This is a genomic window from Vibrio sp. Isolate33, assembly GCF_022397895.1.
GTDB lineage: Bacteria > Pseudomonadota > Gammaproteobacteria > Enterobacterales > Vibrionaceae > Vibrio > Vibrio pomeroyi.
In genome coordinates, this window is record NZ_JAKEUP010000010.1 from 98,821 (window position 1) to 125,004 (window position 26,184).

20 protein-coding genes are annotated in these 26,184 nt (G+C 45.4%); 11 read left to right on the forward strand and 9 right to left on the reverse strand.

Going from position 1 to position 26,184, the window contains the following annotated elements:
* Positions 1-12: 12 nt before the first annotated feature.
* The 3 genes from L1D37_RS15015 to ebgR form a co-directional block, all read right to left on the reverse strand.
* Positions 13-465 carry a beta-galactosidase subunit beta gene (locus tag L1D37_RS15015; protein WP_161748949.1) on the reverse strand — a complete coding sequence of 151 codons (453 nt, stop codon included), beginning with the start codon at positions 463-465 and terminating at the stop codon, positions 13-15.
* A gap of 3 nt (positions 466-468) precedes the next feature.
* Entirely contained in the window at positions 469-3,585 is a 3,117-nt protein-coding gene (gene ebgA, locus L1D37_RS15020) for a beta-galactosidase subunit alpha (protein ID WP_239848364.1), read from the reverse strand.
* 321 nt (positions 3,586-3,906) lie between these two features.
* Positions 3,907-4,890 carry a transcriptional regulator EbgR gene (gene ebgR, locus L1D37_RS15025; RefSeq protein WP_239848365.1) on the reverse strand — a complete coding sequence of 328 codons (984 nt, stop codon included), beginning with the start codon at positions 4,888-4,890 and terminating at the stop codon, positions 3,907-3,909.
* A 394-nt stretch (positions 4,891-5,284) separates the two neighbouring features.
* On the opposite strand from ebgR, the gene galE reads away from it, so the two are divergent.
* The 4 genes from galE to galM all read left to right on the forward strand — a co-directional run bounded on the left by galE (position 5,285) and on the right by galM (position 10,117).
* Positions 5,285-6,295 carry a UDP-glucose 4-epimerase GalE gene (gene galE, locus L1D37_RS15030; protein ID WP_239848392.1) on the forward strand — a complete coding sequence of 337 codons (1,011 nt, stop codon included), beginning with the start codon at positions 5,285-5,287 and terminating at the stop codon, positions 6,293-6,295.
* A 228-nt stretch (positions 6,296-6,523) separates the two neighbouring features.
* Positions 6,524-7,576, forward strand: a complete 1,053-nt coding sequence (locus L1D37_RS15035; RefSeq protein ID WP_239848366.1) for a UDP-glucose--hexose-1-phosphate uridylyltransferase — start codon at positions 6,524-6,526, stop codon at positions 7,574-7,576.
* 188 nt (positions 7,577-7,764) lie between these two features.
* A complete protein-coding gene (gene galK / locus L1D37_RS15040; RefSeq protein WP_239848367.1) occupies positions 7,765-8,925 on the forward strand; it encodes a galactokinase in 1,161 nt (386 codons plus the stop codon).
* Between the two features lie 112 nt (positions 8,926-9,037).
* Complete coding sequence (gene galM, locus L1D37_RS15045) at positions 9,038-10,117, forward strand: galactose-1-epimerase (protein ID WP_239848368.1); 1,080 nt, start codon at positions 9,038-9,040, stop codon at positions 10,115-10,117.
* Positions 10,118-10,336: 219 nt separating this feature from the next.
* Here galM and L1D37_RS15050 read toward each other — a convergent pair whose 3' ends face one another.
* The gene (locus L1D37_RS15050) at positions 10,337-11,335 is read right to left on the reverse strand and encodes a substrate-binding domain-containing protein (protein WP_102507700.1); all 999 of its coding nucleotides are present in this window, start codon (positions 11,333-11,335) and stop codon (positions 10,337-10,339) included.
* Positions 11,336-11,598: 263 nt separating this feature from the next.
* Positions 11,599-13,008, reverse strand: a complete 1,410-nt coding sequence (gene ptsG / locus L1D37_RS15055; RefSeq protein ID WP_239848369.1) for a PTS glucose transporter subunit IIBC — start codon at positions 13,006-13,008, stop codon at positions 11,599-11,601.
* 401 nt (positions 13,009-13,409) lie between these two features.
* On the opposite strand from ptsG, the gene L1D37_RS15060 reads away from it, so the two are divergent.
* Both L1D37_RS15060 and L1D37_RS15065 read left to right on the forward strand, forming a co-directional pair.
* Positions 13,410-15,194 (forward strand): SgrR family transcriptional regulator, encoded by a 1,785-nt coding sequence (locus tag L1D37_RS15060; protein WP_239848370.1) that lies wholly within the window; start codon positions 13,410-13,412, stop codon positions 15,192-15,194.
* A gap of 150 nt (positions 15,195-15,344) precedes the next feature.
* Complete coding sequence (locus L1D37_RS15065; protein WP_239848371.1) at positions 15,345-15,677, forward strand: tRNA-binding protein; 333 nt, start codon at positions 15,345-15,347, stop codon at positions 15,675-15,677.
* 139 nt (positions 15,678-15,816) lie between these two features.
* Here the strand turns inward: L1D37_RS15065 and L1D37_RS15070 are convergent, their stop codons facing one another.
* Entirely contained in the window at positions 15,817-16,371 is a 555-nt protein-coding gene (locus L1D37_RS15070) for a gamma-glutamylcyclotransferase family protein (protein ID WP_239828687.1), read from the reverse strand.
* A gap of 287 nt (positions 16,372-16,658) precedes the next feature.
* Here L1D37_RS15070 and L1D37_RS15075 point away from each other — a divergent pair, with 287 nt between their 5' ends.
* Positions 16,659-17,843, forward strand: a complete 1,185-nt coding sequence (locus tag L1D37_RS15075; protein WP_239848372.1) for an NnrS family protein — start codon at positions 16,659-16,661, stop codon at positions 17,841-17,843.
* Between the two features lie 85 nt (positions 17,844-17,928).
* On the opposite strand, the gene L1D37_RS15080 is transcribed toward L1D37_RS15075, so the two are convergent.
* Positions 17,929-18,939 carry an adenosine deaminase gene (locus L1D37_RS15080; protein WP_239848373.1) on the reverse strand — a complete coding sequence of 337 codons (1,011 nt, stop codon included), beginning with the start codon at positions 18,937-18,939 and terminating at the stop codon, positions 17,929-17,931.
* A 349-nt stretch (positions 18,940-19,288) separates the two neighbouring features.
* Between L1D37_RS15080 and L1D37_RS15085 the strand changes: the two genes are divergently transcribed.
* Positions 19,289-19,606: a DUF3622 domain-containing protein gene (locus L1D37_RS15085; protein ID WP_017056240.1), complete on the forward strand. Its 318-nt coding sequence runs from the start codon at positions 19,289-19,291 to the stop codon at positions 19,604-19,606.
* A gap of 191 nt (positions 19,607-19,797) precedes the next feature.
* Here L1D37_RS15085 and L1D37_RS15090 read toward each other — a convergent pair whose 3' ends face one another.
* On the reverse strand, positions 19,798-20,844 hold the full coding sequence (locus L1D37_RS15090; RefSeq protein WP_017633425.1) for a succinylglutamate desuccinylase/aspartoacylase family protein: 1,047 nt from the start codon (positions 20,842-20,844) through the stop codon (positions 19,798-19,800).
* Between the two features lie 271 nt (positions 20,845-21,115).
* On the opposite strand from L1D37_RS15090, the gene L1D37_RS15095 reads away from it, so the two are divergent.
* On the forward strand, positions 21,116-21,655 hold the full coding sequence (locus L1D37_RS15095; RefSeq protein WP_017066819.1) for a DUF3332 family protein: 540 nt from the start codon (positions 21,116-21,118) through the stop codon (positions 21,653-21,655).
* Between the two features lie 139 nt (positions 21,656-21,794).
* Here L1D37_RS15095 and L1D37_RS15100 read toward each other — a convergent pair whose 3' ends face one another.
* On the reverse strand, positions 21,795-23,267 hold the full coding sequence (locus L1D37_RS15100; RefSeq protein ID WP_239848374.1) for an aminoacyl-histidine dipeptidase: 1,473 nt from the start codon (positions 23,265-23,267) through the stop codon (positions 21,795-21,797).
* 1,063 nt (positions 23,268-24,330) lie between these two features.
* Between L1D37_RS15100 and L1D37_RS15105 the strand changes: the two genes are divergently transcribed.
* On the forward strand, positions 24,331-25,620 hold the full coding sequence (locus L1D37_RS15105) for an NCS2 family permease (protein ID WP_017633422.1): 1,290 nt from the start codon (positions 24,331-24,333) through the stop codon (positions 25,618-25,620).
* Positions 25,621-25,704: 84 nt separating this feature from the next.
* Positions 25,705-26,169: an oxytetracycline resistance phosphoribosyltransferase domain-containing protein Tet(34) gene (gene tet(34) / locus L1D37_RS15110; protein ID WP_004741499.1), complete on the forward strand. Its 465-nt coding sequence runs from the start codon at positions 25,705-25,707 to the stop codon at positions 26,167-26,169.
* Positions 26,170-26,184: the final 15 nt, after the last annotated feature.

The window sequence follows — 26,184 nt, forward strand, 5'->3', positions numbered from 1 at the left end:
ATAGGGTTTTACTTACTTATTAAGGAAGTAGCCGTCTTCAATGGTCACTTTCAGCACCACCTTGCGAACTCGGTTATCGCCGTGGAAGCGGTAAGCTTTGCTGTTATCAAAGATCGCCACTTGGCCTTCAGCTAACTCACGAGTTTCACCGTTACCCAATAGGTGTTCACGGTCAGTTTCATCGCTGTAAGCTTGGATTTGTTCTAGCTCTGATTTCGCTGCGAACTCGACAGTTTCACGACCTTCTAGGTAGTAGTGCACATCGAAGTAACGACGGTTACCGGTGAAGTTTTCCGTGTTACGAGCCACACCGTCTTCAATCATGTAAGCCAGTGAGTCACCAATCGAATACATCACGCCATCTTTGATGTTGCCGATGTTTTCAATCGCCTCTACACAGCGTTGCCATTTACGACCATCGCGGTAAACGACTTTAAATTGTTCTAAGTTTTCTAAAACGATCATCGCTTATGCCTCGTTCTGTAGTGGTTGAGCTTTTGGTGCGTTACCCGTAAAAAACTCATCGCCAAAGTTATGATTGATTAGGTGCTGCGCGTCGCAATCGCCTGCTTGGAATGGAATCAGAGTTAAGCCGTAGCGGAACTCGTCCATGTACACGCGGTAAGAGTCGAGCACTTCGCTGCCCCAAGAGTTAGAGCCTAAGCCCATCACTTGGTGGTCTAGGTTTAGGGTGATGTAGCCGCTCTTCTCTAGCTCAATAGTGTGTTGTGCTTGGTGCAGGTTTTGGTTGGTGTAGAACCACGCGCTGAAGTTGATTTCTTGCTGTGGTTTTACTGCAATACCATTACCCGCACGGCTTGAAAGCGCAGCCCAACGAACGTGTTGGCGGTTGCCATTGTTTTGTGGGAACGGGTAGTTCTCGAACATGTCAGCAACCGTTGATTGGTACACATCAATCATGTTGGCTTGCTTGCTGTCTTGGTAGTTCTCTTCTGGGCCGCGGCCGTAGTATTGAACTTGGTCGAAGTCGCCGTTGATGCCCATATCGAAACCAATAACTGGAATCACGTGTGGGTAATCACCGTAGCGTTCACCGCTTAGCTCAACGTTCAGTTGGCCTTCAGCACTGATTTGGTAGCGATATTCACAACGCATGCCGAAATCGAATACTGGTGGAGCAATAATGCTGGTGGTCGTGATCTCGACCTTACCGTTTACCTGTTCAACGTTAAGCGTGCGGAAGTGTTCCTGCATGATCTGCAGGTGTGCTGGCTCCCAGTAACCATCGTGTTCTTGCTTGTGGTTATCGATCATTGGCTTGAAGAAGTTGAGTCTTGGTTCTGACTTAATCATCTCTTCGCCATTGACTAGCCATGACGTCAGCTTGCCGTTCACTTTCGAGAAGTTCAGCGTGAAGTTGTGGCCTTTGATTAGGTAAGCAAGACGAGACTCTTCAACATTCAGTGCTGTCGCATTGTTGTTAGTGAAAGCTTCTAGCTGTGCCGTGTTCTCTTTCACTTGGAATTGGTAAATCGCGATATCGTGGTTCGCTTCGCTGTAAGGCGTGCGGGAATCCTTGCGAACAGTAAAGTTCACAAACACTTCGCGCTCATCAAGCTGTGGCAAGTTAAGTGTTAGTTCACGGCTAGAGTTTTCTGCCAGCTCTTCAACCTTGATGTGTTGCACTGCAATGGTTTCACCTTCAGCGCGAATTTCTGCAGTGATGGTGTAGTCATCAATGTTTGAGAACCACAGTTTGTTATCAACGGTGAAGGTGCCAGTTTGCGCATCGAAATCGCGAAGCTTCACAGGGGCAATCACTTGCTTGTACTCTTTCAAACCTGGCCCCGGTGTTTGGTCTGGGTAGATCAAACCATCCATGCAGAAGTTGTAGTTGTTCGGGTAGTCACCGTAGTCGCCACCGTACTTGTAGAACTCAGTACCTGCTTCATCACGTGCGAGAATGCCGTGGTCACACCATTCCCAAACATAGTGACCTTGAATTGCATCGTGCTTGTAGAACACGTTTTGGTATTCGGTTAAGCCACCTGGGCCGTTACCCATTGCGTGTGCGTATTCACAGATAATGCGTGGTTTTTCGTGTGGGTACTCGCCGAAGGCATTCATTAGTTGAGCACGTGAGTACATGGTAGAGATAACATCAACCACTTCAGCATCACGGTCTTCTTCATAGTGAACCAGACGTGTGTCATCAATCGCTTTAGCTGCATCGTACATAGAACGAATGTTGCAGCCGTAGCCAGACTCGTTACCTAAAGACCACATGATGATAGAAGGGTGGTTCTTTTGAGCATGAATGTGACGTTCGATACGCTCAACAAACACCGCTTCCCATGCTGCATCGTTAGTGATGCGGCTTAGGTCGCCAACGTTAGCAAAGCCGTGTGTTTCAACATCGGTTTCACCCATCACGAACAGACCGTAGATATCACACAGTTCGTAGAAACGTGGGTCGTTCGGGTAGTGTGCAGTACGTACTGAGTTGATGTTGTGTTGCTTCATCAACACTAAGTCTTTCTCTACGCGATCCATGCCAACAGCGCGACCTTTTAGATGGTCGTTGTCGTGGCGGTTCACACCGTGCAGCATCACGTATTTGTTATTGATGTAGAACAGACCATCGCGAACTTTAATGTCACGGAAACCAACGCGTTGTGGGATCACTTCTAGCACTTTGCCGTCTGCGTCTTTCAGCGTAAGCAGCAGTTGGTAAAGGTACGGGTTTTCAGCATTCCATTGAACTGGGTTAACCACATCAATAGAGAATTGAGTGTTCGCATTGCCGCCAGTCTGTTGGTTAGGAACCGTTAAGTTATCTACTGAGCCTTGGGAGATAACTTGGCTGCCATCAAGCAATGCGTACTCAAGAGTTGCGTTTGTCGCTGCTGCTAGGTTTTCTAGAGCAACGTTGCACGAAAGGGTAGCGCTTTGGTAAGCGTCGTCAAAATCAGTGCGAACCGTTAGATCTTGAACGTGAAGTTGTTCTTTACCAACAAGGTAAACATCACGGAAGATACCGCCTGTCCACCACATGTCTTGGTCTTCAATGTAGGTAGAGTCTGCCCACTGCATCACGCGAATAGAAAGTAGGTTGTTGCCTGCTTTTACGTGGCTAGAGATATCGAATTCAGCAGTTAGTCGGCTGCCCTTGCTGAAACCAACGTACTCACCGTTTACGTAAACTTCGAAGTAAGTTTCTACGCCATCGAATTTAATAATGGTTTGTTTCTCGTCCCAGCTTTCGCCAAGGAAGAAAGAGCGTTGGTATGCGCCTGTTGGGTTGTCTGATGGTACGAAAGGCACATCAATTGGGAATGGGAAACCTTCATCTGTGTATTGAAGATCGCCGTGGCCTTCCATTTGCCACATGTTTGGAACCGTAATATGGCCCCAGTCGCTCATCTCTTGAGAGTAAAACTCTTCAGGAACCAATAGTGGGTTGGTGAAGTAGCTGAAATTCCATTGACCACTTAACAGTTGGAAGTGGCTGCTTAATTCACGTTGAAATGTCTTAGCTGTTTTTTCTGATGCGTATGAGAAGAAGTAAGCACGTGGTGCCATACGGTTCTCATGTAGGTTCAGGAAGTTTTCCCAGTTGTTCACGTTGCCTCTCTCTCGGCCTGTTTGAATGCTAGCCGACGTTCTTATGCGTAATTGGGTCGTAGTGAATACGAGTATTTTTGGACTGAGGTAATTATTGGTAAAAGTTTTACTAAATGAAATTGGTGAAAACGTTTTACTTTAACTCCATCACGTTTTTTGTGGGCTTTTTACAGTGCTGTGTGATCCACTTAAAAGAATGCTATTTGGTGTTTTATACAGCAGATTGGAAGAGACGATATGTAATTGGAGAGGGAGATAACAGGTACAAAAAAGGCCACCTATAATAGAGGTGACCTTTCATTATCTATTTGAAATATATTGTTATTTTGTTGTATCGCGCAGCTTGAGTTTACTTGGTACGTAAACTCTTAGTGGGATAGTTCGGCCATCGCGTGCTTTCTCAATCAGAAGGTTAACACCTTGAATTCCCATCAGTTCAGAGTGAATACGAACGGTTGATAAACTTGGGAAGGTAAATTTAGCGGTTGGGATGTCATTGACACTGATTAGCGCAATGTCTTCTGGAATGCTTAATCCGTGTTCATGAACGGCGCGTAAAACACCGATTGCAATCGAATCTGATGCAATAAACATCGCTTTCGGGTAATCGCCGCTCTCTAGCATCTTCTTCGCCAGCTTGTAGCCAGATGAACTAGAGAAGTCACCGCGGTAGATATCTTGTTCGCTGACCACGTTCTTCAAACCACCGTATTCTGCAAAGGCGACTTCGCGAATATCAGAGGTGTTAATGTCGTCTTGGCCACCGATGAAACCAATGCGTTCGTAGCCTTGGTTAATGAAGAAGTTGGTGATCTCTTTGCTGATACGAGTAAGGTCAATATCAATTGAGTCATAAGGTTCAGAGTGATCGGTAAAGTCGACATAGCAGATATTATCGGTGAGCTTTTTCGCTTGTGCGATAACTTCTTGCGTCATTCTACCAACCAGTAAAATACCGGTTATCTGGCTAGAGTTTGTCTGTATTTTACTTTCATAACAGTTGGTTAGATTAACTTCCATCTTCTCGCACTGTGTCTCAATACCGTGGCGAATCGATAGATAATAAGGGTCGTTAACTTCCGCTTCTTGCTTGTAGTTGTACAGAGCAAGGAAGTGGTGGTTTTGCTTTTTACCGCTAACCGATTTACGTGAGCTGCTGGTTTTGTATTCCAACTTCTCGGCAATTTCAAAGATACGCCTTTTGGTCTCTTCCTTGACGCTTAATGTAGGATCTTCATTGAGAACCCGAGAAACGGTAGCTAATGAAACATTTGCTTCCGTCGCGATATCTTTTAACGTTGCCATACTCACTTCCTGTTCTTGGAACATTGCGCTGCTTTGAAATTCGTCTTTAGTAAAAAAAGCAATGCACCTCTTTATTCTACTGACCTATTGTAATCAAACTGAAAGCCAATGCATTAACTTTTAGTAAAATAAATGCTCAACTCCTCTGTGATGTCGCAAATCTAACTATCTATAAAGATCTCATTTAATTTCAATGAATTAGCACTATCTATCGATTCGTCAATTCTATGTTGATATGAATATGTCTCGTGGAACTTTGTGTAAACGTTTACACTTCGTGGTTCTGATCACAGAATTATAGTCAGATTGGCTGCTACTATTTCTGTAACAACGAACTAATACACAGAGTATTGGTTCAGGTTTCATCATGAATGACAGTGAAGAGAGGTTGATTGTGAAAGTACTGGTAACGGGCGGAATGGGTTACATCGGAAGTCACACATGTATTCAAATGATACAGGCGGGCATGGAGCCAATCATTGTAGACAACCTTTGCAACAGCAAAGAGCTAGTACTGGAGCGAATCAATGCGCTAACCGGTCAAACACCAACATTTTACCTTGGCGATATTCGTGATGAATCCTTCTTAGATGGTGTTTTTGCCAAGCATGACATTCAAGCCGTCATTCATTTCGCTGGCCTAAAAGCGGTGGGCGAATCAGTCGCTAAGCCTTTGGAATACTACGATAACAACGTCAATGGTTCTCTGGTTCTAGCGCGCAGCATGAAGAAAGCTGGCGTGAAAAGCATCGTGTTCAGCTCTTCAGCAACCGTATACGGCGACCCTGAGATTGTGCCGATCACCGAAAGCTCACCAACGGGCGATACCACGAACCCTTATGGTCGTAGTAAGTACATGGTCGAAGAGTGCTTGAGTGATTTGTTCAACGCTGAAAACGACTGGAGCGTCACTTTATTGCGCTACTTTAACCCTGTCGGCGCACATCCATCGGGCACCATGGGTGAAGACCCACAAGGCATTCCAAACAACCTAATGCCATTCATCGCGCAAGTTGCCGTTGGCCGTAGAGAGAAGCTTTCTATCTTTGGAAAGGATTACCCAACCGTTGATGGAACTGGCGTTAGAGATTACATCCACGTGATGGATTTAGCTGACGGTCACGTAGCAGCATTAAAAGCAGTGGGCGAGAAAGCGGGTTTGCACATCTACAACCTAGGTACAGGTAAAGGCTCAAGCGTACTTGAGATGGTTGAAGCCTTTGCACAAGCATCGGGTAAGCCAGTGCCTTACGAATTATGTCCGCGCCGTGCAGGTGATATTGCCGAATGTTGGGCAAGCACTGAAAAGGCAGAGCGTGAACTGGGTTGGAAGGCGACACGCAGCGTGATGGAAATGACGGCGGATACGTGGAAGTGGCAGTCGAATAACCCTCAGGGTTACTAAGAAACTTTTAGGTTATAGAGAAAAGAGAGATTCCAGATATCTCGTACCTCGATTCTGGAATGACGAATGAGCACAAGGCTATGAAGCGGTGGCCTTTGCATAAATAGCACAACGAGATTACACGTCATTCCCTACAGCGAGGGACGAGCGTGATAGGGAATCTCCTTGTAGAAGAATTATTCGTCTTGGTGAATTGACCAAGATACAAAAATTAAGAGCAATGTAAGTATGTCAAAAGTTGAATTTAATCCAGTAGACCACCCGCATCGTCGTTATAACCCACTAACGGGTCAGTGGATCTTAGTATCACCACACCGTGCTAAACGCCCGTGGAGCGGTCAAGACGAGAAGCCGTCGACTGAACAACTTTCTGAGTACGAGAAAGAGTGTTTCTTGTGCCCGACCAACACACGTATCTCGGGTGACGAAAACCCAGATTACGACGGTACTTATGTGTTCAGTAATGATTTCGCGGCGTTGATGCCCGATTCGCCTGACGCTCCAGAGTCTGACAACCCTCTATTTAAGACTCAAGGTGTTCGAGGGTTGAGCCGCGTTATCTGTTTCTCTCCAGACCACAGCAAAACGCTGCCAGAGTTGCCGGTGAATAAAATCCGCGGAGTGATCGATACTTGGAACGAGCAGATTGAAGAGCTTGGTAAAGATTACCTATGGGTTCAAGCGTTTGAGAACAAGGGCGAGACAATGGGCTGTTCTCAGCCTCACCCACACGGTCAAATCTGGGCGAACAGCTTTTTGCCAAACGAGATTGAACGTAAAGAAAAGTTGCTAAAAGAATACTTCGAGCAACAAGGTTCAAACCTATTAGTGGATTACGTTGAAGCTGAAATGAAAGACGGCTCCCGCACTGTGGTTGAAACGGAACATTGGATTGCTGTAGTGCCTTACTGGGCAGCATGGCCATTCGAAACCATGTTGCTGCCAAAAACACACATTCGCCGTATGAGTGAACTGACTGACGAACAACGTGATGACTTGGCACTTGCGATCAAGAAACTGACCAGCCGCTACGATAACTTGTTCCAGTGTTCATTCCCATACTCGATGGGCTGGCACTATGCGCCGTTCTTTGAAGAAGGCACCGACATCGACCATTGGCAACTGCACGCGCTTTTCTACCCGCCACTACTACGCAGCGCATCGGTTCGTAAGTTCATGGTGGGCTACGAAATGTTGGCGGAATCGCAACGCGATTTGACCGCAGAACAAGCGGCGCAACGTCTTCGTGATTTAAGTGACGTTCACTACAAAGAGCAGTAATACCTGCTTCGTAAATAACAAACGAGATTCCTGATATCTCGTCCCTCGATTCTGGAATGACAGTTTCATTGAAACTTTTAGCGTCAATCCCGAGAGTGAGGAACAAAGGAGTCGGGAATCTCAAAGAATTAAAGTGGTGCCATGAAGGGGCCACAATTGAACAAAGAGTTTAAGCAGAGAGTTTACTTATGTCTGATCTAATCCAAAACGTGAAAGCATCTTTTGAGCAAGTCCTTGGTTACCAAGCGAGTCACATCGTTCAAGCGCCTGGTCGTGTGAACCTGATTGGTGAGCACACTGACTACAATGATGGTTTTGTTCTACCGTGTGCCATTAACTACCAAACCGTTGTTGCGGCAGCAAAGCGTGATGACAACATGGTGCGTGTGGTGTCTGTCGACTACGATAATGCGGTAGACGAATTCGATATCACGCAAGAGATTACCTTCCAACAAGACAAGATGTGGGCGAACTACATTCGTGGTGTGGTGAAGTGTTTAATTGGTCGTGGCTACCAGTTTAAAGGTGCGGATATTTCTGTATCAGGCAATGTACCTCAAGGTGCGGGTTTGAGTTCATCGGCGGCACTAGAAGTGGTGATTGGTCAGACATTCAAGGTGCTTTACAACCTAGAGATCACTCAAGCTGAAGTCGCGTTGAATGGTCAGCAAGCAGAGAACGAATTTGTGGGTTGTAACTGCGGCATCATGGACCAAATGATCTCGGCTGAAGGCCTAGCGAACCACGCGATGCTTTTGGATTGCCGTAGTCTAGAAACTCAAGCGGTTTCAATGCCAGAAGACATGGCGGTGGTTATCATCAATTCAAACAAGAAACGTGGCTTAGTCGACAGTGAATACAACACACGCCGTGAGCAGTGTGAAGAAGCGGCTCGCTTGTTCGGTGTGCCTGCACTGCGTGATGTAACGATTGAGCAATTCAAAGCGAAAGAGTCTGAATTGGACGAGATGGTTGCTAAGCGCGCTCGCCACGTGATTACTGAAAATGACCGCACAGTAGAAGCGGCTCAGGCTCTGCGTACTCATGACATGAAGCGCATGGGCGAGTTGATGGCAGAATCGCATGCATCAATGCGTGATGATTTTGAAATCACAGTCAAAGAGATCGATACGCTGGTGGATATGGTTAAAGAAGTGATTGGCGATCAAGGCGGTGTGCGTATGACGGGCGGTGGCTTTGGTGGTTGTATCGTGGCATTGGTTCCGCCAGCTTTAGTTGATGAAATTAAAACAACCGTTGAGCAGAAATATCAAGCAGCGACGGGTCTAAAAGAATCAATTTATGTGTGCCAAGCGAAAGACGGCGCCGGCCTAATTGAAGTAATCTAACTGCTTCGAGACTTAAGATAGTGCTTACCGAGTAAAAAGATCATGGTAGGCCAAATACTAAAGCCTTTACCTCAACGTAGAGGCTTTTTACTGGCAGTAGAAGGAATTTAGAATGACACAAGCGCAGAACCTGCATCAATCCATGACAGAAACTGCAGCCTATGATGGCCAACCTGCTCAGCTTGTCACGCTGTCGAATGCACACGGCATGGAAGTGACATTCATGGATATTGGCGCAACGTGGTTGAGCTGTATCTTGCCAGTAAAAGGAAACAGACGAGAAGTGCTATTGGGTGTTAATTCAATGGATAACTTCGAGAAGCAAGCCAGTTATATGGGGGCGACAGTCGGTCGTTATGCTAACCGCATTGCCAATGGTCGTTTCAAGATTGATGGCAAGAATTACAAGCTGGAAACGAACCAAGCGGGAAACACCTTACACGGTGGTCCCAATGGTTTTGATAAACGTCGTTGGAATATTGCTGAGCAAACTGAAACATCGGTTGTGTTTAGTTTGGTATCAGCGGATGGCGACCAAGGTTTTCCGGGTAATTTGAACGTGTCGGTTCGTTATGAAATCACCGAAGATAATCGAGTCTCTATCGATTACACAGCCAACACCGATAAACCAACTGTAGTTAACCTGACTAATCACGCCTACTTCAACCTGCTCGGTGCAGAAGCAGGGCACGATTGCTTGTCTCACATTGTGAGTATCAACGCGTCTCAGTTCTTACCAACCAACTCTGTCGGCATTCCATTAGGCAACTTGAAATCGGTGAAATCGACCAGCTTCGACTTCGCACAGCCTATGATGATCTCAGAGCGTTTATTAGGTGATGAACAACAGAAAGCCGCCAAGGGTTACGATCACTCTTTCTTATTGGCTGACGGCTGTAAACGCACTCAATGTGCCGCGACCGTGACTTCGCCAGATGCGCTAGTCACCTTAAAAGTATTTTCAACCAAACCTGCTATGCAGCTATACACCGGAAACTGGCTTGGTGGCACACCAAACCGAAGTGGTGGCAGCTATGAAGATTACGCAGGTTTGGCATTAGAAACCCAGTTCTTACCTGACTCTCCAAACCACCCAGAGTGGAAGCAGGACAGTTGTATTCTCCAGCCTGAACAAGAATACAACTACCGTACCTGCTACCAGTTTGAATTTTCGGGGGATTCTTCAAACTAGTACGCTCTAGCTCAAATCGGTGATGCCAAGTTCTTTTGTTGATTTATGAATGGAGTGATTTATTACGCAGCTCTTGGGGGGATGAACAAAAGTGGCACCTAGCAATCGGCGACCTAATAAGGGAGTGATTGTTGGGTACGAGAGTAAGGTAGGAAAGCCCTAACAGAAGCGATTCTGTTAGGGCTTTTTTTCGTTTGCTGTTTGGTCTGAGACCAGAACTTAGATTTTCTCTACCGAATTACGGCGCACCAAAGTTGGAGAGAACATCATCGGCTCTGCTGAGGTGTCTTCACCTTTAGCTAGGTTCAAGGCAAGTCGTGTTGCTTTCTCTGCCATCATTTGAATTGGGTAGCGAATCGTAGTCAGCTTTGGATGAACATAGCGGGCAATCAAGCCATCATCGAATCCGATGATCGACATCTTCTCTGGCGCTTGGATTCCGTTTTCATCGAGTACCGACAAAGCACCCGCCGCCATGTAATCGTTGTAAGCCACAATGCCTGTGATTGGCAGTGACTTAGTCAGCAGGTTCGTCATCGCATATTCGCCACCGTCACTGGTTGGTAGAGCCTGTTCAACATAGCTTTCAGATAACTCGATACCATACTCTTTGAGCGCGGCTTGGTAGCCTTCAACACGTTCGTTGGCATCTTCAATGCTTGAAGAAGAGGCGATGCACGCAATGTTTTTGTGACCGTGTCGGATTAAGTATTCAGTCGCGAGGAAGGCGCCTTTCTTGTTATCTAGGAAGATGCAGCGATTGGCAATTTCTTCGATGTAACGGTTGATCAGCACTAAGCCTTTCACTTCTTTAGAGTAAGCAATCAGCTCTTCGTCTGTGAGGCCTTTCGAGTGAATGATGAGGGCGTCACAGCGGCTGTTGATCAGCAACTCAATCGCTTGTTGTTCCTCTTCACGATTGTGAGAACCATTGCCCACCAATATGTGTTTGCCGTTCTCTCTGGCAACGTTGTCGACCGATTTAACTAGCGTGCCGAAGAAAGGATCGGAAATATCACCCACCAACACACCGACGGTATTGGTGCTTTGGCTTACGAGCGCACGGGCATTGGCATTCGGGCGATAGCCGAGTTTTGCCATCGCTTTGGTTACCGACTCAATAGAGCTCGCACTGGCCTTCGGAGATTTGTTGATCACCCGAGATACGGTTGCGACTGATACACCGGATTCTTTTGCGACATCCTTGATTGTTGCCATGAGAGACCTTTCTGGGCTGAAAAATGTTAACCAAAGTATTAAACACGCATTGTGTAATAAGTGCAATTGATGTCGATTCTATATTTCTAGATAAGCCTCTTAATATCTGAATTTATTAGGAATATGAGATGTGTAAACGTTGTCCTAATTTATCAGAACAATTCAGGATAAGTCGGTAGGAAATAAAAATCGCGGCCAAAGCACTGACCGCGATTCTTGAGAAAAAATGATAGATTTGCTCTGGTAACAGAATGACTCTACAACTAATTATTGTTCATCCAATCAAGCATTTGGGTTTTGTACACGTCACTGTTGCCACCAAAGATAGCCTGAACGCCCGTGCCTACTCGAACGACACCTGCAGCACCAAGTTGTTTCAGTTTTGCTTCGTCTACCTTGTCTTGTTCAGACACTTGGATTCTTAAACGTGTGATGCATGCGTCTGTGCTCAAGATGTTTTGCTTACCACCAAATGCACTTACCAATTCGCTAGCGAACTCAGAGCTGGTGTCATTGATGACTTTACCGTTGTCTTGATCTTCACGGCCTGGTGTTTTCAAGTTGAACGTCTTGATAAACCAAGTGAACACAACGTAGTAAAGCGCCGCGTATGCCAGACCGAGTGGAATGATCATCCAACCTTTGGTCGAGATACCGAAGAAGGTCACATAGTCGATCAAACCCGCACTAAAGCTGTAGCCGTGTTTCACACCCAGCAGAATACACAGTGGGTAAGCAAGGCCAGCAATGATCGCGTGAATCACGTAAAGCACTGGCGAGATGAACATGAAAGCAAACTCAATTGGCTCAGTGATACCGGTTAGGAATGACGTCAATGCTGCTGAAATCATGATGCCCATAACCTTGGTGCGGTTCTCCGGTTTTGCTGCACGACCAATTGCGATAGCTGCGGCAGGAAGGCCAAACATTTTAAATAGGAAGCCACCCGCTAGATTTCCGGCATTTGGATCGCCAGCGAAGAAGCGTGGGATTTCACCGTGGAATACTTGCCCTGCTGAGTTAATGAATTCGCCCGCTTGCAGTTGAATGATCACGTTAATTACATGGTGAAGTCCAAATGGAATCAAAGCACGCTCCGCGGTGCCATAAGCCCAAAATGCCATCAGTGGGTTTTGTTCTGTTGCCCAAGCGCCGAACCAATCAATGCCTGCGCCAATCGGTTGCCAGATAAAGGCAATCGCGATACCTAAGAACAGCATCGAAAACGATGTCACGATTGGGACAAAGCGCTTACCCGCAAAGAAGGCCAAATATGCGGGCATCTTAATGGTGTAAAAGCGGTTAAACATATAAGCGCCAACCGCGCCAGAGATGATGCCGCCCAATACGCCGGTATCGATATGGTCAACGCCAAGTACGCCCGCCATTACCTTCAGTGTTGCCACTAGAACGTAGTAACCGATACCTGCCGCTACTGCACCCACACCGTCATTGTTGGTGAATGAAATCGCGACGCCTAATGCAAAAATCAGTGGCAGGTTACCAAATACGGCGCCACCGGCTTCGGCCATTAACTCGGAAACCACAGGCGGGATAAACCCAAATTGCGCTGAGCCAATACCCAACAAAATACCCGCCGCAGGCATTGAGGCTATGGGCAGCATTAAGGCTTTACCGACCTTAGACAGGTTGGCAAAAAAGTTAGCAAACATAAATATACTCCAATTTGTTATCTAAAATTTGGGGCGCGCATCATCGGTGAGTAATGGCAAAAGGGGGATTAGCGATAGCAGCGAGATTATGGTTTGCAGGGGGTAGGAGCATAAACATAAAGTAGGTTGCTATCGCTAAAGCTTTAAAGTGTGGATTTGCCTATGGTGGAAAGAGGCTTTTCTTGTGAATGCTTTTTTCACTCAATAACCGTGAGTTGTCTTCAGCTGAATTACTCAACCGTAGAGCTACGCTAGAATCTATGGTTATTTTTGCTAAAAATGAGGTAGGGAAAAAGAGCGTAATTTTTAGATTTTAAGTTCCCTATAACGAAGTTTTTAGACCTTTTTACTTGAGTTAGGTACTGGTGAGCTAATATAAGGAACTCAAACTTAGTTTTGGAGTGCCTGTTTTGGAAGGTATTAACCTTTTTCGATACTACGAACGCCTAGAAGAATTTGAATTGCTGGTTGAGCATGCCGTCACGCTTGCCGAGACCTCAGACAAGATGTGTACTAGCCCACGACACGCGCGCGCGATTCTCAAGCAGATGAGTGAACTCAAGTGGATTGCTTGGATACCACGAGTCGGGCGAAATCAGCGTTCGACTCTGATTCGTCGTATCGACCGCACTGAGGTAAAGCGCGCGATTGCCTTAGAGTGGATCAAAGAAAGCAAGTACGACCGAGCTCTGGAATTTCTCGACTACAACCAAGTGGTGTTCGAACAGCTGCTCAAGCAAACCTCAGGAGCACAGGTGAAGGAAGGAAAGGTGAGTGTTCAGCTTACTTATAATCGACCATTTGCTTCTCTTAACCCGACAACGCCACATCGAAACAGCGAACGCTACCTGATTCGTCAGATCCACTCTTGCTTAGTATCAATGACCCCAGAAGGCGAACTGATTCCGAACATCGCACACCACTGGGAAGCAAACCAAGATTGGACAGTATGGACGTTCTATCTTCGTCCTTCTGTGAGCTTTCATTCGGGCGGAAAAGTAGACGCGGAGGTTGTCGCGCAACTGTTACTTGAACTGCAAGGGCTTCCTTATTACCAAAATGAACTCGAGCATCTAGAGTCGATTACGGTTGAAACGCCTTATCGATTTTCCGTTCAGCTCAATCGCCGAGACAAAGGCTTTGCGGCATTAATGAGTGATTTAAAGTACTCACTTCAGCCTCCAGAACAACTCAAAAACTCATCGTCTAATGTGGTTGGTTGCGGCATCTTCGCTCTTGAACTGCATTCAGACAGCAAGCTTATCTTGGCGGCCAACGAGCACTTTCATGGCTTTCGTTCTCTAACGGATAAAGTGACGATTTGGTCTTTGAATGCGGCTACCGCGAATCATGACCGGACCTCTGGCGATTCACAGACGCTTCCTGACACAGAGCAGTATTCTAAGAAGATCATCACTAATGCGACAACTGAGCCGAGTGAGAGTGCTTTGGACACAGGAAGTACTGCTGACCTACCACACACAGCATCAAGAGCTCGGATTGAGGAAGGGTGTCTGTTCGTTATTTTTAATCAGAACAACTCAAGTTTGTCTTACCCTCAACGTCGTTGGTTGAGTGAACGACTCAATGGAGAGCAGATTTGGCGTCAGCTTGAATTGAATGAAACGACTTTTGGCGCCGAAATCGCGCATAACTTCTTTCCTTTCTGGCATAACGTCAAACACATCAGGAGCCAACCGATCGAATTGCCTCGTTCGGTTCAGATTGCCTGTTATTCCCATTTAGGTGTTCAACGCAGTGCCAAAGCCGCTGTGCAAATATTGGCGAAAGAGGGGATTGAAGCGCAGATTAACCTTTACACATTTGAAGCCTTTATAGAGAAAGCGCAGGGCGATGGTTTTAGTGAAGAGATTGTTTTAAGCAGCCTTAACCTTGATGACAACCGCCAAGTATCGGCGCTGTTGTTCTTTCTGAGTGATCCGGTTTTGCATGCCACGATTGGCTCTGAGGTGAGTGAATGGCTGGTGGATGAGCTTAATCGTATCCGAGAGGATTTTTCCCCGGGTGAGTACCTCAATCAACTTGAGCAGCTTGGCTCTGTTCTTATCTATGAAGGCTTGATTTGCCCAATGCTTCATCATAGACAAACGCTCAGCTTTCTCGATGTTTTTAAAGGCGTTGAAATCACGGCTTGGGGTTGGCCAAAATTAAGTGAGATTTGGTAACTGTCGCTGACAAATTTTATGATCTTTACTTATCAGAATGAGATCTTTACCTCTTGTAATTATTAGGCTTACTGCTAATGTTAGATTTTAGTTTTACTTAATTTTAGTAAATTTATTTGATAAATAAAAAATCAATATAGGAAGTGAGAAATGGATACTGTCTCTTATGGCGACTTTGCTAAGTTAGAAATGCGTGTAGGTAAGATCATCGAGGTTGTGCGTCATGAAAACGCAGACAAGCTTTACATCGTGCAAGTGGATGTGGGTGAGAAGACGCTACAAACAGTGACCAGCCTAGTCCCTTACTACACAGAAGATGAGTTGATGGGCAAGCAGGTTGTTGTGCTGTGTAATTTAGCGAAAGCCAAGATGAGAGGCCACACTTCTGAATGCATGCTGCTGTGTGCGGAAACCGATGATGAATCTGAAAGTGTATTGCTGACACCAGAACGTGCAATGCCAGCGGGTATTCGAGTGGTTTAAGCGGTCTATTTTAGTCGGTGAGTCTATTCGTTATAAGCTCATCGACTTCTCTGTTCTCAAAGCTCCAAACTTATCAAAGCTCCAAAATACCGAAACTCCAAAATTATCACAGTTCCAAACTTATCAGCACCCTCAAAGACTAGCTGCGAACACTCAGTATCAAACCATCAATCACACTGTGGTGGTGATCAGAAACGCCAGCAAGGTTGCCGTATTTTGGCTGGTGGCGATCATTTTCTAATGGGTGGTGCCAACCTTGTGTATGTTCAACAAAGTGCGCCGCAAAGCTTTCAGACACTTCTAAACATCCGGCCATAACGGTATCGACATAGGTTTGAACGATAGGGCTGTTTTCACAAGGCGCTTGAATCTCATCTTTGATGTATACCCAGATCGATTGATCCGTTTTAAAGTCTGTTTGGCTCTCTATCTGATCGGCTTTCAATTCGATTCGGTGATAACCGCGTTCACGACGATCAAATTCCGCCAATGCCACATCATCGACCTCAAGCAAAACACCGTTCACTTGCCCTTCACCAAGGTTGACGATCAAAGGAGATAACACGTAACTGTCATCGATCTTACTCCAATGGCGTACTAAGCCATGAACAATCGCTGGGATCGCTTGACCCGTTTGACCGGTAAGTTGACGTGAAGATGAGTTGATCAAGCTGCCATAACCAAAAATATACATCGCGTTCCTTGTCTGTTCTTTTGTATTTGAGACTAGTCTTACTATATGTGGCGAGGTGGCAAAAGTCAGTAAGTTTCTATTTACACATCTATATGTCTTTATGACTCTTTTGGTTGTGTTTTTTTGACTTGTTTATTGGCTAGCGAACCTCGTGAGTGGCTGTTTTTACTGGCTTTATCGAATTGGCGCGTTTCATGCAATGTGATCTGCATATTGCATCGAATTTGATGCACACCAAATTTGGTTTAGGTAATACCTGGCCGCTTATCTGAGAATTAGGAGCGAGTTTGTTAAATATCACAGATAAAAGTGTAGAAGACGCGATTCCAGCCTACCTGCGTTTAGGCTTTCGACCTTTCTTCTTTTTAGGCAGTCTCTATGCCGTGATTGCGATTGTGGCTTGGGTCATCATGTTCCAAAACGGTCAGCTAGAGATTTTAAACGTGCCCGCACTGTGGTGGCACGTGCATGAGATGCTGTTTGGTTTTTCGATGGCGATTGTTGTCGGCTTTGTGCTCACTGCCGTGCAAACCTGGACCGGGGTCAATGGCACCAAACACTATCGATTAGCGGTGTTAGTTGGTTTGTGGTTGGCACCTCGCATTCTGTTTTGGACACCCGCTCCGTTGTGGTTGATCTCTTCGATTGAAGCGCTGTTCTTAATCTTCGCGGCTTACGAGATTGGTTTTCGTGTCGTGAAGTCGAAAGGTTGGAAGAACCTGTTCTTCGTACCGCTGTTTATATTGGCTATCGTGGCGAACTTTGCGAGCTACGCGACCATTAAAGGTATGCCTCCGTTTCCATCATCAGCGGTATGGCAAGCGATGTTGTGGTGGTTTACGTTATTGCTGTCTGTAATGGGAGGACGAGTGATTCCATTCTTTACCGCTCGTCGCTTCGACTTTGAGAAAGCACAGCCATTGGTCTGGTTGGAATGGCTTGCAAACTTGCCTTTGGTTGGACTGTTTGTTTTGAGCTTCTTCCCACTCACCTTTGCTCAGGTAGGTAACGAGTTAATGGTGTTTGCAGGCGTGACTCAGTTAGTTCGCTTTATTCGTTGGAAGCCATGGACAACCTTGTCAGAGCCTTTGGTGTGGTCACTGCATGCGGCTTACTTGTGTATCCCTTTAAGCTTGTTGTTACGTGGTCTGTTAGACAACCCATTTGCGAGTCATAACATGCTGCACCTGTTTGCGATTGGTGGCTTGAGCGGTTTGATTCTTGCGATGATTACCCGAGTGACAATGGGACACACAGGTCGTGCGATTTACAAAGGCCCAAGCATGGCGCTAGCCTTTTCAGCGATTTTTACTGCAGCACTCGTTCGTAGCTTAGGCGTGACTTTCTTCCCTGCTTACTTGTTTGAGATGGTTAACATCAGCGCAGGTTTATGGACGTTGGCGTTTGGTCTGTTTATCTGGAAATTCGGCATGATGCTGTTAACTCCACGAGTGGATGGTCATCCGGGCTAAGTTAATTTCAGTCTATTGATTAACAAAGGGAAGCGTTGAGCTTCCCTTTTTTGATCGTGTGGAAGAGTGCGGCCACTTCAATAAATCATTCACTATTTGCTGCAAGATATTGGCGTATTTGGGTAATGAGGTCTTCTTTGGCGTGAGGGGAGATGAAGCTCGCCTCGACGGCGTTAATGCTGAACTGCGCTAATTCTTGATGAGTGAGTGGGTGTGCATTGGCCACGGCGAGGAAGTTGTCATTCATGTAACCACCAAAGTAAGCAGGGTCATCCGAATTGATGGTGACACACAGCCCTTTTCTCAGCAGTTCAACAATGTTGTGCTGTTGCATGGTGTCGAAGACTTTTAGCTTGGTATTCGATAGCGGGCAGACCGTCAGTGGAATCCGTTTTGTTGCTAACTCTTCGACTAATTCAGCGTCCTCGATACAGCGAACTCCATGGTCAATTCGAGTGATGCCCAACAAGCTCAACGCATCGATAATGTTTTGTGCAGGGCCTTCTTCTCCGGCGTGCGCGACGGTTAGAAATCCTTGATTGATGGCTTCTTGGAAGACATGTTTAAACTTCTCTGGCGGGTTCCCTTGCTCGGATGAATCTAGCCCAACCGCAATGATTTTGTCTTTGTAGAAAAGGGCTTGTTGGAGTGTTTCAAATGCGCTGTCTTCATCAAGGTGGCGTAGAAAACACATGATCAGTTGGCTGCTGATCCCGAGTTCCTGTGTGGCTTGCTCTAGTGCTTGGGTAATGCCGCCTACAATCGTGTCAAAAGCGATGCCGCGTTCCGTGTGGGTCTGAGGGTCGAAGAATATCTCAGTGTGAACCACGTTATCTTGTTGGCATTTCAACAGGTAAGCCCACGTTAGATCGTAGAAATCTTGCTGGTGGATCAGCACCTTGGCGCCTTGATAATAGATGTCGAGAAAGGACTGAAGATTGTGGAATTGGTATGCGTCTCGCACTTGGTCTGGGTTTTCAAAGGGAATCGACACGTTATTACGCTTGGCGAGCTCGAACATCAGCTCTGGTTCTAATGTGCCTTCTATGTGTAAGTGCAGCTCAACCTTCGGTAAATTTTTGATGAAGCTATCCATAGCAACTCCTTAGCTATTTTAATTATGGGCGGAGTAGGTGAGATGTGAGCGCCTATCAATAGGAAGTCTTAGCGATTCATTTATCTCTGTTTGAGCATAGTTCATTTCATTGTGGTCGATAAAACAGTGCCGAAATTGGTGGTGAATAGAGGCTTGCTAAGGAATTGAAATGAGCCGCAAACGATTTGCTGCATAGGAGTGTGATCCGCTGCAAATATTTGCAGCAATATTCATTGATTTGTGCTCTAATACCGCGCTTACCAAGGGATGGTGTTAAAAGATGCTCACTTAGATGGAGTTATCAAAGTTGACCGATCCCTTAATGATCTCCCTTAGGAAAAAATAGAACATGTCTAAGAACAAAAAATTTGATATCCGCCTTACAGAAAAACGCAACGGTTGGTGTGCAGAGATTACTCGTCAAGTAACGTCTCGCAGCACAACAGTATCTAAGCGTGAGTCTGGTTTCGAAACTGAAGCTCTTGCACAAGAGTGGGCAGAGAAAGAGCTAGCATCTTTCATCGCAAACCAAGCTGAACGTAACGAGCGTAAATCAGAACAGCGTAAAGAGCGTGACGAATTACGTCACACTAAAGAGCTAAAAGCTGAGCAAGCACGTGAAGCACGCGCTAAAGCTCGTGCAGAAGAGCAAGAAGACGCTGAGTAATTCGGTGCACGATTAACTTATAGGTCCCTTAATTTTAAGATAAGGGACTTATAAAAAAAGCCCCAATATAGTCACCTATATTGGGGCTTTTTCGTTTGTGGAGTTCGTTTCTATTTTGCCTAAGACCGACGGTTTTAGCTTTAGCTTTAGCCTTGGCTTGTCGCTTTTAACGTCGATCTCCTAAGCTTTAATCAGTTGTTTAGCGCAGTTAGCCAATCGTCTTCTGCTACTTCTTCAATGTAGCTCTCTACTGATTGTCCCACTTCTTCATCGTCTTGCTTGAAGTAAGCGATGTGGAACACAGCATCACCTTCGTTCACCAAAGGCAGAGTCTGCTGACCAATCACGATACCGCCTTTGGTCGTGATCACTTGGCCTTCTTGGTGACCTAGCGGAGAACTGATGTAAGCCAGAGTTTGTCCTGCTTCAACTTGTTCGCCCAGCCTTACCATATTACGTAAGATGCCGTCTGATTCTGCGCGGATCCAGCTGGTAGATTTACTCAATACTGGCTCTGGCAACTTCTTACGGTTCGGGCGCAGCATGCCGATTTCTTTCATTACTTGGTGAATACCCAAGTAACCAGCACGAATCGCTAGATGATCGAAACGCAGCGCTTCACCACCTTCGTAAGTTAATACAGGAATACCAAGTTTTTCTGCTTCGCTACGCAGTGAACCGTCACGCAGTGGAGAATCGATGATCACTGGTGTTGCGAATGCTTTCGCGATGCGCATTGTTTCTGGGTTCGATAGGTTTGCACGAATCTGTGGCAGATTGGTACGGTGAATCGCGCCCGTGTGAAGATCCAAGATGTAATCGCAGTGCTTCGCTACATTCTCGAAGAAAGTGTAAGCGATACGTGATGTTAGAGAGCCTTTCTCACTACCTGGGAAGCAACGGTTTAGGTCGCGACGGTCTGGTAGGTAACGAGACTTATGGATGAAGCCGAACACGTTAACGATAGGCACGACAATCAAGGTACCTTTCAGTTTCTTTGGATCGATAGCGTTCGTCAGTTGTCGAGCAATCTCAACACCGTTTAGCTCATCGCCGTGGATCGCCGCGTTTACCATCAGTGTTGGACCCGCTTGGCGACCGTGAATGATTTCAATCGGGATCGAAAGTGGAGAGTGCGTGTAAAGCTGAGCTGCTTGCAGTTCAATCTCCATTCGTTGTCCTGGCTGAACAGTATAACCAAGTAATTCGAATGGTTGATTAGGTTTTAGTCTTGCCATTTAGGTTGTTCTCAACATGGTGATAATTCGTTAACACGGAATGTATCAATCGTTGATTTTTAGTACGAATCAATCACTTTACGGTCACGACAAAAGTTTTTTATGAAGGGGCTTCAGAATTGGTTTCCGTTTTTGATTTGGTGAATTAGAGGGTGTTTCAAATTGTGAATTTCCTGACAATACATTGATTTAACTCTGATATTTGTTGTTTGCTTGCTTGGTATTATCCATCGCCATTTTTTGGCGGCCAAATTCAAATATCGAGATAAAAATGAAAAAAACAATTTCAAAAGTCGTTGCACTGGCGGTGGTTTCTGTCGCTTTATCTGGCTGTGTTGGTAGTAACGCAGTAACGGGTTACCTAATGAAGTTCAACGTTAAGGCTGTTGATAACCGTTACGCACGTGGTGGTTTGAACATGCTACTTGCACCTGCTTACGGCCTAACGGTTGCTGCTGATTACCTGGTATTCAACTCACTAGAGTTCTGGACTGGTAGCAACCCTCTGACTGGTTCTCCACACATCTTTGATACAAAGACTGACACTTACTTAGATATCAACCATCAGTTGGATCCGTCTCTAACGGAAGCGCCTGTTGGTCCTATCACGAGTGCAGATGTGATCGAGAAAGGTCAAATGCAACAGATTGATGAAAACACGATCCAAATGGACATTACTTACCAATCTGGTGAGCGTGCGACGTTAATCGGTGTTCGTGATGGCGAGATGGTGACGTACTTCATCGATGGCGAAGTGGTTGCACAAACTTCAATTGATGAGCTAGAAAGCTACGCGGCTTCACGCGCTTAATTGTTTCTTTAGTCACAAATAGTCGATGACAAAGATTAGATACAAAAACAGGTACTCATTGAGTACCTGTTTTATTTTGTCTCGAATAAAAGGTGCTTACTGAAAAGCCCCCTTTACTGAACAAACATAGCTTATAGAATTAAGCTTTTTCTGGGATTGCTTCTAGTAGCGCAACCATTTGGTTCCAGAATAGCTCAACGGTGTCGATCTTCACTTTCTCATCTGGAGAGTGAGGGAACTTGATCGTTGGGCCGAAAGAAACCATATCCATGTTCGGGTAAGGTTCTTTGAATAGACCACACTCAAGACCAGCATGGATAACCATGATGTTTGGTTTGTGACCGTAGATACCTTCGTACATGTCGCGGAAGATGTGCATGATTTCTGAATCAGCGTCTGGTTTCCAACCTGGGTAAGCGCCAGAGAACGCGATGTTCGCGCCTGCTAGCTCAGCAACAGAGTTCAGCATGCCTTCAACTTGCTTACGACCAGAGTCGATCAGAGAACGAATCAGGCAAAGTACAGTGATTGAGTTCTCTTCTGTTGTGATAACACCAACGTTTAGAGACGTTTCAACAACACCTTCGATCTCGTCACTCATACGAATCACGCCGTTTGGCGCAGCGTTTAGTGCAGCGATAAAGCGAGCTTGGTCAGGTGCTGCTAGAGCGCCCATTTCAACCGAAGCTTCTTCGTTGAAAGTAACAATGCTGTCTTCTACTTTACCTAGCTCTGTTGAAAGAAGCTCTGTGTAGTAGTTGTATAGCGAAGCCAGTTTCTCTTGGTTTTCAGCAGGTACTGCAACTGTTACGAAGCCTTCACGAGGAATCGCGTTACGAAGGCTACCACCTTTGAATTCTACGATGCGTAGGTCTAGCTCTTTCGCGTGACCCGCTAGGAAGCGAGCAAGCAGTTTATTCGCGTTTGCACGACCAGTGTGGATATCACAACCAGAGTGACCGCCTTTAAGGCCTTTTAGCGTTAGCTTACGTGTTACGAAATCAGCAGGAATTGCGTTACGTGCAACATCAAATGTCATTGCGCCGTCGATACCGCCAGCACAACCCATGTACACTTCGCCTTCTTGCTCAGAATCGGTGTTAAGAAGGATGTCACCTTCTAACCAACCTGCCTCAAGACCGAAAGCACCTGTCATACCTGCTTCTTCGTCTACTGTTAGTAGAACTTCGATAGGGCCGTGCTTGATTTCGTTTGAAGCAAGAACTGCCAAACAAGAAGCCATGCCCATGCCGTTATCAGCGCCAAGCGTTGTGCCTTTTGCTGTAACCCACTCACCATCGATGTATGGTTGGATTGGATCTTTAGCGAAGTCATGAACGGTGTCTTCGTTCTTTTGTGGAACCATATCGATGTGAGCTTGTAGCACCACACCTTTTTTGTTTTCCATACCCGGCGTTGCAGGCTTCTTGATGAATACGTTGCCCGTTGGGTCACGACGTACATCTAGGCCTTGCTCTGTTGCCCAAGCAATAATGTATTGAGCAAGCTCTTCTTCATGCTTTGAAGGGTGTGGGATTGAGCAAATCTTATCGAAGAACTGCCAAATAGGGGCAGGGGATAATTTACTGATCTCAGAATGGAATTCAGACACGGATGACTCCTTTTTTATTTGATAACCATATATTTAGGATTTTTATAGGTAAAAACTTAGAACAAAAATCTAAAGTATGGGTCTGTTTTGATGGCAACAGCATACCACTAGAGTGTTTTGACGAGTAGCGCTTCTAAACCTGAAATGCCTCAAATTTTGAACGCCATCTTGTTCATTTGATCTTGAATAAGTGCGTTGATGCTTATAAATGGCGCAAGCAAACGTTTGTTTAAGTCTGTTTTGTAATTTAATTACGAAATTAAGTTTGCAAAATAACCATAAATGGCAAAAAGTGTGACGTATAGCAAAAAATACTTGTAATCTTTTTTCTTTGAGGTATATTAATAACCAACTTCTGAAGTGAAGAGTAAATGCTCAAAGGATGAGTCCGTTTTATCGCCTCCAAGGAACCGAGAAATCAAATTCGTTTTTTATTGATTTATTAAGGTGATAGTTATGAAAGGTTTACCATCTGCAATGTTCTGGCTTAACAGCTCTGTTTACACTAGCAACTTTGCATACCCTACAAGCTTCGGTTACTAATACCGTAAGCATGTAACTCGAACAGTTTTGTTCACCCCTATATATTGGAATTCTTTTACAGCCCTTTTGGTTGACAGATTCTACCGCCACTCAGTTTTGAGTGGCGTTTTTTTTGCCTGCTACTTTTCCAAACCGCTTTATCTTGTCTCTTTTCTGCTGTTCTTCATGGTTGTTTTTTAAACGCCAAAATATCAATTTGCGCCTTATTACTGATCCTGTTGAAAAATACACAACTCTTGTGGGTTTGAATTCAGAATTTAATGGTTAGATTCTCTATCAAAATAATCGATGGTCGAAAAAGTAACCAAGATTTTTTATTGGGCTAAATGGCTTTAATTGACTGTTTATTATGGCTATTTCTTGGGAAGCACTTCGTTTTTAATCGCTTTGTTTCATACGGCATTCTGATAAATATCGATTAGAGCCTTAATTCTATCTGGAATTTGTTATTTGATAACTTTATAATCCACAGCCAATCGATTACGCAACCGTTTACTTTTTACCCTTATAGGATTCGATAATGTTCGAAAAGCTATTCAAACTCAGTGAAAACGGCACCAATGTGCGCACTGAAATCATCGCAGGTCTAACAACCTTCCTAACAATGGCTTACATCATTTTTGTAAACCCAATGATCCTAGCTGATGCTGGTATGGACCACGGCGCTGTATTTGTAGCAACCTGTTTAGCGGCTGCTATTGGCTGTTTCATCATGGGCTTTGTTGCTAACTACCCAATCGCTCAAGCACCAGGTATGGGTTTGAACGCATTCTTTACCTACGCAGTAGTTATGGGTATGGGTTATACGTGGCAAGTTGCTCTGGCAGCGGTTTTCGTATCAGGCGTAATTTTCATTTTCTTAAGTATCTTTAAGATCCGTGAATGGATTATCAACTCGATTCCTATGTCTCTGCGTGTTGGTATCTCTGCGGGTATCGGTCTTTTCCTAGCGTTTATTGCACTGAGTAATGCTGGCATCGTTGTTTCTAACCCAGCAACTAAAGTCTCTCTGGGCGATATTACTGCGATTGCTCCTATCCTAGGTTCATTAGGCTTCTTCCTTACGATTGCTCTTGTTCACCGTGGTGTGAAAGGCGCAGTAATGATTGCGATTCTAGCGATCACGGCTCTTGGTATTATTATTGGTGACGTTCAATACGGCGGCATCATGTCTACACCACCAAGTCTAGCTCCTACGTTCATGCAGCTTGATTTCTCTGCTGTATTTGAAATCGGTATGATTTCAGTAGTATTCGCATTCTTGTTCGTCGATTTGTTCGATACAGCGGGTACGCTAGTGGGTGTTGCAACGAAAGCAAACCTAATCAAAGAAGACGGTAAACTACCTCGTCTAAACAAAGCACTGCTTGCTGACTCTACAGCAACCTCTATTGGTGCATTGCTAGGTACATCAAACACAACTTCTTATGTAGAGAGTGTTGCAGGTGTCGCTGAAGGTGGTCGTACAGGTCTAACTGCCGTTGTTGTTGGTATCTTATTCCTATTGGCTCTTTTCTTCTCGCCACTTGCAGGTATGATTCCGGCTTACGCAACATCAGGCGCGCTTTTCTATGTAGCAATTCTGATGATGTCTGGCCTAGTTGGCATTGATTGGCGTGATCTTACGGAAGCTGCACCAGTCGTGGTAACATGTCTGCTAATGCCGCTGACGTACTCTATCGCTGAGGGTATCTCACTAGGTTTCATCGCTTACGCTGCAATTAAGCTGCTAAGTGGTAAAGGTCGCGATGTTTCACCTGCTGTGTGGGTAATGTCGGCTATCTTTATTCTTAAATACATTTTCGCTTAATCGTCTAGATTTCTGCTTAATCGCTGAAGAGGCTATGTACGACATAGCCTCTAATAACATGACAAAATTATTAGGTTTTATACTATGAGCAACAAATTCGTTATCACTTGGGACAACATGCAGACTTACTGCCGTCAACTAGCTGAAAAGCAAATGCCAGCAGAGCAGTGGAAAGGCATCTGGGCGGTAAGCCGTGGTGGTTTGGTTCCTGGTGCAATCTTGGCTCGTGAGCTAGGTATTCGTCACGTAGATACGATTTGTATTTCTAGCTACGACCACGATCACCAACGTGATATGACAGTAGTTAAAGCACCTGAAGGTGACGGCGAAGGCTTCCTAATCGTTGAAGACCTAGTGGACAGTGGCGACACTGCACGTAAGCTTCGCGAAATGTACCCGAAAGCGAAACTAATCGCAGTATGTGCAAAGCCATCTGGCGCACACCTACTAGACGAGTACATCGTAGATATCGCTCAAGACACATGGATTGAGCAACCTTGGGATACAAGCCTAAGCTACGTTGAACCAGTAAATCGCAAGTCAAAATAAGTGTAAACTTAGTTT

What these genes read in the sequence shown, in the direction of transcription:
- L1D37_RS15015 (WP_161748949.1), bottom strand. Translation starts at nt 465, where the DNA reads ATGATCGTTTTAGAAAACTTAGAACAATTTAAAGTCGTTTACCGCGAT.
- ebgR (WP_239848365.1), bottom strand. Translation starts at nt 4,890, where the DNA reads ATGGCAACGTTAAAAGATATCGCGACGGAAGCAAATGTTTCATTAGCT.
- L1D37_RS15035 (WP_239848366.1), top strand. Translation starts at nt 6,524, where the DNA reads ATGTCAAAAGTTGAATTTAATCCAGTAGACCACCCGCATCGTCGTTAT.
- galK (WP_239848367.1), top strand. Translation starts at nt 7,765, where the DNA reads ATGTCTGATCTAATCCAAAACGTGAAAGCATCTTTTGAGCAAGTCCTT.
- galM (WP_239848368.1), top strand. Translation starts at nt 9,038, where the DNA reads ATGACACAAGCGCAGAACCTGCATCAATCCATGACAGAAACTGCAGCC.
- L1D37_RS15050 (WP_102507700.1), bottom strand. Translation starts at nt 11,335, where the DNA reads ATGGCAACAATCAAGGATGTCGCAAAAGAATCCGGTGTATCAGTCGCA.
- ptsG (WP_239848369.1), bottom strand. Translation starts at nt 13,008, where the DNA reads ATGTTTGCTAACTTTTTTGCCAACCTGTCTAAGGTCGGTAAAGCCTTA.
- L1D37_RS15065 (WP_239848371.1), top strand. Translation starts at nt 15,345, where the DNA reads ATGGATACTGTCTCTTATGGCGACTTTGCTAAGTTAGAAATGCGTGTA.
- L1D37_RS15070 (WP_239828687.1), bottom strand. Translation starts at nt 16,371, where the DNA reads ATGTATATTTTTGGTTATGGCAGCTTGATCAACTCATCTTCACGTCAA.
- L1D37_RS15080 (WP_239848373.1), bottom strand. Translation starts at nt 18,939, where the DNA reads ATGGATAGCTTCATCAAAAATTTACCGAAGGTTGAGCTGCACTTACAC.
- L1D37_RS15085 (WP_017056240.1), top strand. Translation starts at nt 19,289, where the DNA reads ATGTCTAAGAACAAAAAATTTGATATCCGCCTTACAGAAAAACGCAAC.
- L1D37_RS15090 (WP_017633425.1), bottom strand. Translation starts at nt 20,844, where the DNA reads ATGGCAAGACTAAAACCTAATCAACCATTCGAATTACTTGGTTATACT.
- L1D37_RS15095 (WP_017066819.1), top strand. Translation starts at nt 21,116, where the DNA reads ATGAAAAAAACAATTTCAAAAGTCGTTGCACTGGCGGTGGTTTCTGTC.
- L1D37_RS15105 (WP_017633422.1), top strand. Translation starts at nt 24,331, where the DNA reads ATGTTCGAAAAGCTATTCAAACTCAGTGAAAACGGCACCAATGTGCGC.